General features: G+C 63.6%; 9 protein-coding genes and 1 tRNA gene. 5 read left to right on the forward strand and 5 right to left on the reverse strand.

Annotated features, from left to right (window positions below):
- Positions 1-22: 22 nt before the first annotated feature.
- Positions 23-1,120, reverse strand: a complete 1,098-nt coding sequence (locus AC1DRD_RS00195; protein ID WP_478030673.1) for an inositol-3-phosphate synthase — start codon at positions 1,118-1,120, stop codon at positions 23-25.
- A gap of 595 nt (positions 1,121-1,715) precedes the next feature.
- Between AC1DRD_RS00195 and AC1DRD_RS00200 the strand changes: the two genes are divergently transcribed.
- Entirely contained in the window at positions 1,716-2,606 is an 891-nt protein-coding gene (locus AC1DRD_RS00200) for a glycosyltransferase family 4 protein (RefSeq protein ID WP_478039446.1), read from the forward strand.
- Here the strand turns inward: AC1DRD_RS00200 and AC1DRD_RS00205 are convergent.
- Positions 2,579-3,454: a CDP-alcohol phosphatidyltransferase family protein gene (locus AC1DRD_RS00205; protein ID WP_478030669.1), complete on the reverse strand. Its 876-nt coding sequence runs from the start codon at positions 3,452-3,454 to the stop codon at positions 2,579-2,581. The genes AC1DRD_RS00200 and AC1DRD_RS00205 overlap by 28 nt on opposite strands.
- 157 nt (positions 3,455-3,611) lie before the next feature.
- On the opposite strand from AC1DRD_RS00205, the gene AC1DRD_RS00210 reads away from it, so the two are divergent.
- Positions 3,612-4,718 carry a CDP-alcohol phosphatidyltransferase family protein gene (locus tag AC1DRD_RS00210; RefSeq protein WP_478039448.1) on the forward strand — a complete coding sequence of 369 codons (1,107 nt, stop codon included), beginning with the start codon at positions 3,612-3,614 and terminating at the stop codon, positions 4,716-4,718.
- A 200-nt stretch (positions 4,719-4,918) separates the two neighbouring features.
- Here AC1DRD_RS00210 and AC1DRD_RS00215 read toward each other — a convergent pair whose 3' ends face one another.
- Both AC1DRD_RS00215 and AC1DRD_RS00220 read right to left on the reverse strand, forming a co-directional pair.
- A complete protein-coding gene (locus AC1DRD_RS00215; protein WP_478039450.1) occupies positions 4,919-7,000 on the reverse strand; it encodes an SMP-30/gluconolactonase/LRE family protein in 2,082 nt (693 codons plus the stop codon).
- 329 nt (positions 7,001-7,329) lie between these two features.
- Entirely contained in the window at positions 7,330-8,319 is a 990-nt protein-coding gene (locus AC1DRD_RS00220; protein ID WP_478039452.1) for an aldo/keto reductase, read from the reverse strand.
- 98 nt (positions 8,320-8,417) lie between these two features.
- On the opposite strand from AC1DRD_RS00220, the gene AC1DRD_RS00225 reads away from it, so the two are divergent.
- Entirely contained in the window at positions 8,418-9,323 is a 906-nt protein-coding gene (locus tag AC1DRD_RS00225) for a LysR family transcriptional regulator (RefSeq protein ID WP_478039454.1), read from the forward strand.
- A gap of 286 nt (positions 9,324-9,609) precedes the next feature.
- Here the strand turns inward: AC1DRD_RS00225 and AC1DRD_RS00230 are convergent.
- Positions 9,610-9,696: transfer RNA gene (locus AC1DRD_RS00230), tRNA-Leu, on the reverse strand.
- Positions 9,697-9,813: 117 nt separating this feature from the next.
- On the opposite strand from AC1DRD_RS00230, the gene AC1DRD_RS00235 reads away from it, so the two are divergent.
- Positions 9,814-10,770, forward strand: coding sequence for an NAD-dependent epimerase/dehydratase family protein (locus AC1DRD_RS00235; RefSeq protein ID WP_478040594.1), 957 nt, complete (start codon positions 9,814-9,816; stop codon positions 10,768-10,770).
- A gap of 53 nt (positions 10,771-10,823) precedes the next feature.
- Positions 10,824-11,630 carry an undecaprenyl-diphosphate phosphatase gene (locus tag AC1DRD_RS00240; RefSeq protein ID WP_478030663.1) on the forward strand — a complete coding sequence of 269 codons (807 nt, stop codon included), beginning with the start codon at positions 10,824-10,826 and terminating at the stop codon, positions 11,628-11,630.
- Positions 11,631-11,745: the final 115 nt, after the last annotated feature.

The raw sequence follows: 11,745 nt of genomic DNA on the forward strand, positions 1-11,745 counted from the left end.
GCAACAGGTATCGGCTCGGGCATCAGCCCACGGCGCGCGCGACTTCGACGATGTAGGCGTCGAGCATGCGGCCCGCGACTTCGTCATTGAATTGCTGGGGCGGATGCTTGCAGAAATAGGCCGAGGGCGCGATCAGCACGCCGCCTTCGCCGCGCTCGAGCGCGATCTTGCAGCAACGGATAGCATCGATCACGCACGCCGCGGCGTTCGGGCTGTCTTCCACGGACAGGCGCACTTCGACGTTGAAGGGCACATCGCCCCATTGCGTACCCTCGACCCGGAGGAAGCAGACCTTGTTGTCCTTCTGCCACGGCACGTATTCGGACGGGCCGATCAGAATGTTTTCGTCTTCCAGCCGCTCGGCAAGCGCGGCCTGCACGGCTTCGGTCTTGGATAGTTTCTTGCTGGTGAGGCGTTGACGATCCAGCATGTTCATGAAGTCGGTATTGCCGCCGGTGTTGATCTGATAAGTGCGCTGAACGGTCACGCCCCGTGCGGTGAACAGGCTGGAGAGCGCGCGGTGGACGATCGTTGCGCCAACCTGCGCCTTGATGTCGTCACCGACGATCGGAAGCCTGCGCTCAGCGAAACGAGCCTCCCAATAGGGGTCGCTGGCGATGAAGACGGGCATGCAATTGACGACCGCCAAACCTGCCTCAAGGGCGCATTCCATATAGAATTCAGTAGCATCCTGCGATCCGACGGGCAGGAAGTTGACGAGTATCTCCGCGTTGGATTGCCTCAGCGCCTCGACGATGCCTTCCTTGGTGGCATCCGGTCCATCGGCGAGCACGAACCCGCGCTCCCCGGCTGTAGTCATATGCGGAGCGACGCCGTCAAGCGCGCGTCCACGGATCACCGTCGCGCCCGTCAACGGCACATCGGGATTGAACACCGTGGTGTTGTTGGGCGCGGCGTAAATCGCCTCCGCAATGTCCTTGCCTACCTTGCGGGCGTCGACATCGATGCCGAGCACGAACTGCACGTCACCCGCACCGTACCGCCCGATCGTCTCATGGATTAGTCCCCGCGACGCATCGCCCCGGTAATGATATACCCCCTGTACCAGCGAGCTTGCGCAATTTCCGATGCCGACAAGCGCGACGCGAATCGATTTCATTTTACCTCACTCATTTACTCGCCTTCAAATCTCGGCGCGGGTAGGACGACCTGCTCGTTGATACCAGAGTAAGTTTGCCAGGGAACGGAAATTCCATCCATTTTCGCAGGTTATCCAATCACAGGCACGGTTGGGCTTTGCGGATGGGATATTTTCCACCTATTGCGGCATCGCCGCGGCGCATTTTTGCTGGCCAATGGCCGCGAGCCCATCGGCTAGGAAAGACGGCGGGCTAGGGAGTGTTTTCGAGGTTCGTCCCTGATGCGTTTACGGCTCCCCAAAATGGTAAAGCATCGCTTCGTCGGCGAGCAGCCTGGCTGGGACCGATGAGAGAGCAACCCCGATCCATTATCCGTGCTGCATGACGACCGTCTGCATCGACTGCCGGTATATCGGGCCGCGTCCCAGCGGCATTGGCGAGGTGGTGCAAGGTCTGGTCGACTTCCTGCCGGGTCTTGCCCCTGACCTTCGATTCCTGCTGCTCCGCAATCCTTCCGCAAAGCGGCTCAGCATGGCCGAGAATGCCCGCGAGATAATTGTCCGACAAGCCGCCAACGGCCCCGCCACCTTATGGTGGATGTCGCGTTGCGCCGATTTGTCGGGCGTCGACCTGTTCCATGCTCCTTTCAACATCATGCCCGGTCGCCTTTCGATGCCGTGCGTCACGACCGTTCACGACATCATGTGGCTTTCGAATCCGGAATGGTGCGCTTCCGGGATGTTCGCACCAGTCAAACGAACTTTCTATACTCGCGGAATCGATCGCGCCCTGCGCTACTCGGCGGCGATCATGACGGTCAGCGCGGCAAGTCGGGATGCCATCGCCGCTTGGTTGCCGGATGCTGCGGATCGGATCGCGGTGACGCGATCGGGCGTTTCGCCGGCGTTTCGCCCGGTCGACCCAGATCCGACTCTGCTCGCGTCGCTCGGATTGCCTGCGGGGAAGCGCTTTGTACTCACGGTCGGTCAGTTCGCGCCCTACAAAAATCATGAAGGCGCTCTCCGCGCCTTCGCCGCGGCCTTTGCTGACCGTGATGAGATCGACATTGTCCTCGTGCAACGAATGAGCCGGGGCACCGGGCGGCTGTTACGGCTCGCCCAATCACTCGGCATTTCGGGGAGGGTGCACTTGCTGGGAAAGATCGATCGCGAGGAACTCGTGCATCTCTATTCCGCCGCGCTTGCGTTGCTCCACCCGTCGCTATGTGAAGGATTTGGCAACCCGCTTGCCGAGGCGATGGCGTGTGGCTGCCCGGTCGTCACGAGCAATTGTTCGGCAATGCCGGAAACCACCGGAGGTGCCGCCATCCTGGTCGATCCGCGCAATCCGCTGGAGATTGCCGGGGCGCTCCGGCGTATCGCCGAGGATCCCGGGCAGGCGCGCGAAATGCGCGAACGCGGTCTGGCACGCGCCGCCGAACTGAGCTGGCGCGATTTCGCCAGGGCCAATCTGGACGTTTATCGTAAAACGCTGGCGCGCGGTTGACCGAGCAGGGCGTCAACGCGAATCGTCGCGGTCCTGCAGCGGCCGATCGACCGGAACAGCAGGAGGTTTAGGATTATCGATTCATAGAGGAAATAATAGATCGGTGACCCAAAGAGCATGGAAAGGCCCAGCATCAACGTTCGCTGATTCGCGCCGAGCAGTTGCAACTCGGCCAAGGGCTTGAGGAACTGTCCGCGCACGACCGAACGAATTTTCTCCAGCGCCGCGGGATCGTTTGCGGCGGCTTCGATGGCGTCGTCGATCCGTCTCGATGTAGGAGCCACACTGTTTGCCACCGCCAGATAAGCTGCGCCCAGAACGAACAAACCGCCTTTGTTACGGAATTCGCCGCGGGGCGCATTGCGCAACCAGGGCACGGCATACACCCACCATTGATACTGACGCCGCTCGACCTCAAAATGATTGGCCTGCAGGATGCGGCTCATCCCTGCGGCAATCGTCGGCATCCAGGCAATTGGGCCGATCGCTCTCTGCAGCATTGCGCCCAGCGCGAGATACAGGACGACATGCCCTGCATAGTCGCAAATGCCGTCGATCACTTCCCCGATCGGTCCGCTCCGTCCGGTGAGACGCGCGACGTCGCCATCGGCGCCGTCCAGGACATGCCAGGCCATGTGAAATAGCAACCCGAGGGCCGCGGATAACGGCCAGGCCAGCCGGGTATAGGCGATCGCTGCGGCTACGATGCACAGGCCCCCAGCGACCGAAATCATGTTCGGCGTGATCGGTGTCCTGGCGAGCCGCCGAGCGAGCCACCAGGCAAGCGGGTGATATAGATGGAAGTTCAGCGCATCCTGCAACTCGCGCGGACGCGATTGGCGACTCATCGGATTCGCGCCTTCTTTTCGCCCATCGTCCTCACAAATATCTGCCGCGACATTTTATACCCTCTGAATCAATCGCATCGGCGCCTTTCTCCACTTGCATAAGAGTTCGCCCGACGGGAATAGCGTCGGCGCATTCTTTTTCGGAGCTCCTCGCACTGTGACCAGTCTGGTGCTCGTGTTTTCACGAGCGGATACCGCCAATTATCTCGTCGCCGGCGTACCGGCGGCTGCCCGTGCCGCGCGGGAGGTTTCGCTGGCGGGCCGCGAGATCGACGCGATCGGGCGATGCATTATCGCTGTGCCCGGCGGCTGGAGCCCGAATGCCCGATGCGAAGCGGAACTAAAACGACTCGCGCCCGACCGCACCTGGACTATTGCCGACGCTTGCCTGTTAGGCCCGCTCTCCGACGCGCTTTATCTGCGCGGCGAAGCGCTTTCGCGTGCGCCCGACATTATAGCAGCGATAACAAATCCGCTCGCGGCATTGTCCGGGATCTGCCGTGATCAATTTGATCTGGCCCACATGGCCGACCCCGGCTCGGTGAGGAAATCCCTTGCCGAATTGAACAGACGGAGCGGGGAGATCTTGCTCGCAACGGCAAAACCGAGCGACGGCATCGTATCGCGCACGATCAACCGTCCGATTTCCCGGACCATCAGCCGAGTTCTGCTATGCGTGCCCGGCATCACGCCGCTGCATGCCACCTTCGGTACGGCGGCACTCGGCATTGCGATGGCGGCCTGCTTGTTCCTGGGCCATTCAATGGGCTTGATCTGGGGCGCTGTACTGTTCCAGGCGGCGTCAATCTTCGATGGCGTCGACGGCGAGATTGCGCGCGCTACTTTTCGAACGTCGGCGAAGGGCGCGATGCTCGACAGTGTTACGGATGCCGCCACAAACCTCGCCTTCATTGCGGGACTGACGATCAATCTGGGGATCCAAGGCCGGCACGTCGCCGCCGCCGCGGGCGCGGAAGGTCTTGCGATGCTGACGTTGGGACTAATCCTGATCGGCCGACGCGCGCATTTAAGAGGCGGACCCTTCACTTTCGATGCGGTAAAGGATCATTTTCGCGCAAAGCCGTCGCGGCTCATGCAAGTGCTGACCTGGATAACGATGCGGGACTTCTTCGCGGCTGCCGGCGCCGTTTCTATCCTGTTGGGATTGGCTTCCGAAACGCTAATCATCTTCGCAATTGCCGCGACAATCTGGCTGGCTATTACCTTATCGGTACTTCTACGAACTCACAAAGAACCAGCATGAGCGAGAACGCCCTACGCGAATAGGTGGTGCGGACGGCGCTGCAGGACGCCGCGTCGGTGACGTCGTTGCTGATCACGACCGAAGTTTTGGTCGCCGAGCTGCCGAGGGAGGAAAAGGCCGCGCCGATGCCGACGATGGATTATTGATCGAGATCGTGGAGCGCGCCGCGGCCGCGCTCCACATCCGGCCGGTGTCCAGCTTCAGCGGATCGTGATCGGCAGATCGCGCCCGGCCGATGCGACATTTCCGGCGCGGTCCGCGGCATGGATGCGGATCGTGTAATTGCCGGGAGCGACATCCGCCGGGTTCCAGCCGCCGGGACTGACGCGGCCATGTCGCACGACGTTGGTGACGACGTAGAGAAAGCGCGTCCGCTGGTCGCTATGGACGGTATCGCCGCTGGACGGCGCGTAGGCGATTTTCGCCGCCAAAGGCGCGGTCGGCATGCGATCGAACTCGATCGTGATGCGCGGCCGTTCGAACCCGGCCACCGGCGTGCCGTCTTGTTTCAGGATCTGGAAGCCTGCCGCATAGAGACCGAGACGGCGGCGCGCGGCATTCTCGTCGACCTGGTCCCATGCGTCGGCAACGATCCCGACCGCGCCGCCTGCGGCGGGAACGATCAGCCGGCCATCCTGCTTTTCGCTGAGGCGCTGACCATTGGCATCGAGCACATAGATGTCGTCGATATGCGGCGCGACGTGATCGCCGAAATTGGGGAAGTGCAGCAACAGCGCATTGACCTTGGCGCGCGCGGCCCCGAGTTCGAGATGGACATGCGCCATGCGGTTGATCGTGCCGAGCGGATCGCCGACCTGGAAACGAGTGCCGCGCTTGACCCGGACCCGGACGACATGGCCTTCGCCGTCGCGGACGATCTGGAACCGATTCGTGTCCAGCGGAACGCCGGTCGCGGTGCGGCCGACGCGCATATGGATATAGGTCATCTGGTCGACGCGCAGCCCTTCGCTCAGACCCTCGACATCCCAATTGGGGAGCGGGTCCCGCACCGTCTCGTCCGCGGAGGCGAGCACCGTTCCTCCTACCGGCGCGCTGATATCCAGCCCGGCATGGAGATGGTCCCGACTTTCGCCATCATAATTGCCGCGCACTTCGCCCATGTCGCCGACCACTTCGTGCCAGCCAAATTGCGGGTCGACCGGCCAGGGGAAGACCGGCTTGCTGACCAGCGCGGGGGCAATTGGTTCGGGAATGGCCGCAGGGATCGGGGCGGCACCGACAAGACGCGGACTGAACTTGCGAACGGCATAGGCCGAAGCGTCGGCAATATAGAGGCCGCCAGCACCATCGATCGCGAGCCCGGCCGGCCCCGTTAGCGGCAGCGCGGCATTGCCGTCGATCGTCGATCCCGGCCCGGCGAGCACGCGTAGCGATCCCGCGGGCGACATTTCGACGATCCGCCCGCGGCGATAGGAAGCGATATAGACGAACCCGTCCCAAGTCGGCGCCAGTCCGATGATCCCTTGCAACAGGCCGGCGCCATCATTGGGATCGGTACGGGCGAGCGTCGATACGCGGCCGTCCTTTTCGATCTTGCGGATCGCGTTGTTGCCCGAGTCCGCGACGAGCAGCACGCCGTGCCGGTTGAGCGCGATCCCGGTCGGCGTGTCGAACGCCGCGGCCGCGCCCTGTCCATCGGCAAAGCCCGGCGCGTCCTGGCCCGCCAGCGTCCGCACCCGGCCTTCCGGCGTGATGACGCGGATACGATCGTTATAGCTGTCCGCGACATAGACATTGCCTTTGTCATCGGCCGCCACGCCGATCGGCCCATTGAAGCGCGCGGTTGCGGCGGGGCCATCGCGATACCCCGCCGCTCCGTCTCCGGCGAGTGTCGTCACTATGCCGTCGGGACTGATCTTGCGGATCGTATTGGCGCCGGTGTCCGCGACGAAGAGGTTGCCAGCGGCGTCGAGCGCAAGGCCCGATGGCGTTTCGAACGATCCCGGCAAGGTGGTCACCTTGCCGTCGGGATCGATCTTGCGGATGCGGCCAGTGTCGCCGGCGTCCGCCACGAATAAAGTGCCGCGCGCATCCAGGACGACCGCGAAGGGATCGCCGAATCGCGCTTTTGCCGCTCCGCCGTCGGTCTGCCCTCGCGCTCCCTCGCCGGCGACAGTGGTCATGGCGACTGGCCAACCGAACTTTGTCGACGGCGGCGTGAACCAGCCCAGCGTCATCAGTAGCCAAACCACGCTCCCCGCCGCCGCGAGGACGATCAGACCCAAAAAGATGGCGACCTTGCGGGGCGATTTCACGAGCATGCGGATGCCCTAGCAACAAACCGGCCGGCATCTCCACAGGCTGCTACAATCGCTCACCACCCGATTCGCGGCCTCGCTGAACGGTCCAATCGAGCTGCGAGCGAACGGATTGTGTCCGTCTCTTGGCACTGACCTGCCGCGCATTGGCGCGCTGGCACCGTGATCAGGCGAGGGGTCACGGCAGCGTTTTGGTCCGCCCAGAGCTCAATCGTCGAGAAATGCCGAGCCTGCCGATCGGCGTGATTTCGGCCGCATGGCCTCCGCCATCGAGCGGAGACCATGCGGCTTTTCAGGGCCGATTTGCTGTGGCCCGATTGCAACCGACGAGATCACTTCCGGTCGACCAGCGCCGCCTCGCGCTGGCCATAGCGCTCGCCCCGCACGTCAGCCATGACGCCGCCGATACGGGCGATGTCGTCATCCGACAATGCGATGTCGGCGGCGGCGACATTGTCTTCCAGATGCGGGATTTTGCGCGCGCCGGGGATCGGCACCACGTCATTGCCCTGCGCCAGCACCCAGGCGAGCGCCAGTTGCGCCGCCGTGACGCCCCGCTCGCCCGCCATGGCCGAGAAGGTGTCGACCAGCGACAGGTTCGCCTCCAGATTGCCCTCGGCAAAGCGTGGCAGGGTCGAGCGGAAATCATTCTGCTCGAGATCGTCTTTGCTGCGAATCTGGCCCGACAGGAATCCGCGTCCGAGCGGGCTATAGGGTACGAACCCAATGCCAAGTTCGCGACACGCCGGCAGGATGCTTGCTTCTACGTCGCGCTGCCACAGCGAATATTCGCTCTGCAAGGCGGCGATCGGATGAACCGCATGCGCGCGCCGCAGCTGGTCAGCGGTAACTTCGGACAGGCCGATCGCGCGCACCTTTCCTTCCCGGACCAGGTCCGCCATCGCGCCGACCGAGTCCTCGATCGGGGTCGCCGGGTCGGGGCGGTGGAGATAATAGAGGTCGATCACGTCGGTGCCCAACCGCTTCAGCGACGCCTCGGCGACGCGCTTTGCATTGGCCGGCGATCCATCCAGTCCGTTGGCTCGCTGGAAGCCGACGCCTTCGTCGCCGATCCGGAAGCCGAATTTGGTCGCGATCTGGACCTTGTGCCGAACCTCTTTCAGCCCGCGGCCGACGATCGGTTCATTCTCATAAGGGCCATATACCTCGGCTGTGTCGAACAGAGTGACGCCGAGCTCGACCGCGCGGTGCAGCGTCGCGATCGACGCGCCTTCATCCTGGCCGCCATAAGCCGCGGTGAAGCCCATGCAACCGAGCCCGATGGCCGAAACATCCAGAGGTCCGAGTTTTCGCATTTGCATGATCACGTCTCCATCAGAAAGTGCGCCAGCGATATGGCGTGCTCGACTGTCCGGATTAGACCAACTATATCGTACATCCTGTTCGATGAGGTCGATCAATGGATCGCGACCGCTTGCCCCAGCTTGCTTTGTTTGCCGAAGTCGCCCGCACCGGCGGCTTTCGCGCCGCCGCCCGCCAACTCGGCATGTCGCCATCGGCGGTCAGTCACGCGGTCGGCGCGCTGGAGGCGCGGCTGGGCATGCGTTTGCTCAATCGCACCACGCGCAGCCTCGCGCTGACCGAAGCCGGGCAGCGGCTGCTGGGCCGGCTCGGTCCGGCACTGGGCGAGATCGAGGAAGCGATGCGCGATGCGCACGCTACCGACACCACGCCCGCCGGTCCTGTGCGCGTGACTGCGCCGCGCTCTGCCACGCTGCAGATGATCGGACCGCATCTTGCCGCCTTTGCCGAGGCCTATCCGTCGGTGGCGATCGATCTGGTCGTCGAGGATCGCTTCGTCGATATCGTCGCCGATGGCTTCGACGTCGGGCTTCGCCTCGGCGAAAACCTGCAGCCGGACATGATCGCCACACGGATTGGCGGACCGCAACGCTTCACGATCGTCGCCGCCCCAGCCTATATCGACCGCCACGGCGCTCCCCTGGCGCTCGAGGATCTGGCGCGGCATCGGTGCCTGGTTCGCCGCTTCACCGGCGGCGGCGTCTATCAATGGGAAGTGGTCCGCGACGGCGCGGAAATCACGCTAGGCGCCGCACGAGACTCCTTCACCACCAATGACGATCAGCTCATGGTCCGCGCTGCGCTCGATGGCATGGGGATCGCCTTCCTCCACGAACATCGGATCGCGGATTACCTGGCCAGCGGGGAATTGGTGGAACTGTTTCCCGATAATTGCCCGCCTTTTCCCGGCTATTATCTATACCATGCCAGTCGCCGTCACGTACGCCCGGCGGTTCGCGCGTTCATAGACTTCTTCGTCGCCGCGAACCGTCCGGCTCGCTAATCGCGCTCGCCGTCGGCGCTTCCGTCACAAATTCGGACCAGTTGACCGGAAAATGTCATTGCCCGTCTCCGTATGGCGCCCGCGTCCGCAGTCCCGTCGTTCAGTCGCGCAATCGACGACAACATCCCGATTGGTCCGTGCGACGGTGATTCTGTAGCACACGTGCGATTCAACGCTGGGCGCTCCGCGCGCTCCCATAGCGGCAGGTTCATTCGGCGATTTTCGATAAAAATATGCTGTAAACCAGCCGCTCGGTGGACCTTTCCGGACGATGCCGGAAGGTCCCTGGTGCCCAGAAGAGGACTCGAACCTCCACGCCCTTGCGAGCGCCAGCACCTGAAGCTGGTGCGTCTACCAATTCCGCCATCTGGGCACGGGGTAGGGGGCGCGCTCTATTGGCGCACCTGCTGGTTGTCAACAGCGACCGCGACGCTTGCGGCACGGCGCGGGGCGCGGCATGGGGAGGGCAGGCATGGTGTCGAGGATCGTCATGAAGGACAAGCTGGTAACACTGATCGGCGGAGGCGGATTCATCGGCCGTTACGTCGCGCAGGAATTGCTCGCCGCGGGCGCGCGGATTCGCGTGGTCGAGCGCGATCCGCGCCGCGCCTGGTTCCTGAAGCCGCTGGGCGGGCTCGGTCAGACGCAGTTCGTCGCCGCCGACGTGACGAAGCCGGACACGATCTCGCGCGCGGTCGCCGGCTCGGACGCCGTGGTTTATCTGGTGGGAACCTGGGGTCCCGATTTCCACGGCATCCACGTCGCGGGCGTGCGCGCGGCGGCGAAGGCGGCGCGCGATACCGGCGCGGCGGCGTTCCTCCATCTCTCGGCGCTCGGTGCCGATGCCGAGTCGCCGTCGCGTTATTATGCCAGCAAGGCAGCGGGCGAAGCTGCGGCGCGCGAGGTTTTTCCGGATGCCATCGTGCTCCGTCCCTCGGTCGTGTTCGGGCCTGAAGACAAGTTCCTCAACCGCTTCGCCGGGATGATCAGCAGTGCCCCGGGCGTGTTCGGCCGCGCGGCGGTGCCGGTGCTGCGCGCGGGCGCTAAATTCCAGCCGGTCCATGTCGTCGACGTCGCGCGCGCGGTCGTGCGGGCTTTGGAAAAGAGCGATTCGCAGGCTGGCCGGACGATCGAGGCGACCGGTCCCGAAGTCATCACGATGCGCGACCTGCTGCGCTGGCTATCCGAGACGATCGGGCGCGAGGCCGACTTCATCGAATTGCCCGACATTGCCGGCCAGGCGATCGCTTACGCCGGCTTCCTGCCGGGCGCGCCGATCAAGCTCGACCAGTGGAAGATGCTCAAGACCGACAATGTCGCCGGCGGCACGCTTCCCGGATTGGAGTCGCTGGACATCGCGCCGACGCCGATGGAAGCGGTCGCGGGGTCCTGGCTGGTGCAATATCGCAAGGCGGGCCGGTTCGGCCTGCGCGCCAAGGCGGCCTGACCTTCCAACAGACATCCGTTCGCGGCTGCGCCCGCGTATAGGGAGTATCCCCCGTGAACGACGTGATTACCGCCATCATCCTCGGCATTGTCGAGGGCGTGACCGAATTCCTGCCGGTTTCCTCGACCGGGCACCTCATCCTGGCCAGCGCGCTGCTCGGCTATAATTCCGAATATTGGGCGCTGTTCAACATCGTCATCCAATTGGGCGCGATTCTGGCGATCGTCGTCCTCTATTGGCGGACGTTCTGGGCCGTGCTCCAGGGGCTGTTGCGGTTCGATCCGACCTCGGTCCGCTTCGTCCGCAACCTGCTCGTCGCGTTCCTGCCCGCCGCAGTGATCGGGCTCGTCTTGCACAAGCAGATCGAGAAACTGCTCGGATCGCCGCTGACGGTGGCGATTGCGCTGATCGTCGGCGGCATCGCGATCATCGGCATCGAACGCACGGTCAGGGAAGGCCGGATCAAGGGCGTCGCCGAGATTCCGCTGCCCAAGGTAATCGGCATCGGCTTCATCCAATGCCTGGCGATGATCCCCGGCGTCAGCCGCTCGGGCGCGACGATCCTCGGCGCGTTGAGCCTGGGGGTCGAACGCCGGACGGCGGCCGAATTCAGTTTCTTTCTCGCCATCCCGACCATGCTCGGCGCGACCGTGCTCGAACTCGTCACCAAGCGGCACGAACTGATGGCCGCGAACAGCGTCGGGTTCGGCCTGATCGCCGTCGGTTTCGTGGTCGCGTTCGTCGTGGCCTTGCTCGTGGTCAGGTGGTTCGTCGGGCTGGTTGGCAAGACGGGGTTCAGCCCGTTCGGCTGGTACCGAATCGCTGTCGGCGCCTTGGCACTGGTGTTCCTACTCAAATAAGTCCACATCGGAACTAAATAGATGATCTTCTCCACGCTATGCGGCGGAACAACCCAGAATGACGGTTAAATAAGGCAGTATAACTGCCGTATCGGACCGAATTTGCGTGACGAAC

This window comes from Sphingomonas sp. P4_G2, from assembly GCF_056401155.1.

Excerpts from the sequence above, each read along its gene's own strand:
- AC1DRD_RS00195 (WP_478030673.1), bottom strand. The coding sequence starts at position 1,120 with ATGAAATCGATTCGCGTCGCGCTTGTCGGCATCGGAAATTGCGCAAGC.
- AC1DRD_RS00205 (WP_478030669.1), bottom strand. The coding sequence starts at position 3,454 with ATGAGTCGCCAATCGCGTCCGCGCGAGTTGCAGGATGCGCTGAACTTC.
- AC1DRD_RS00215 (WP_478039450.1), bottom strand. The coding sequence starts at position 7,000 with ATGCTCGTGAAATCGCCCCGCAAGGTCGCCATCTTTTTGGGTCTGATC.
- AC1DRD_RS00220 (WP_478039452.1), bottom strand. The coding sequence starts at position 8,319 with ATGCAAATGCGAAAACTCGGACCTCTGGATGTTTCGGCCATCGGGCTC.
- AC1DRD_RS00225 (WP_478039454.1), top strand. The coding sequence starts at position 8,418 with ATGGATCGCGACCGCTTGCCCCAGCTTGCTTTGTTTGCCGAAGTCGCC.
- AC1DRD_RS00235 (WP_478040594.1), top strand. The coding sequence starts at position 9,814 with ATGAAGGACAAGCTGGTAACACTGATCGGCGGAGGCGGATTCATCGGC.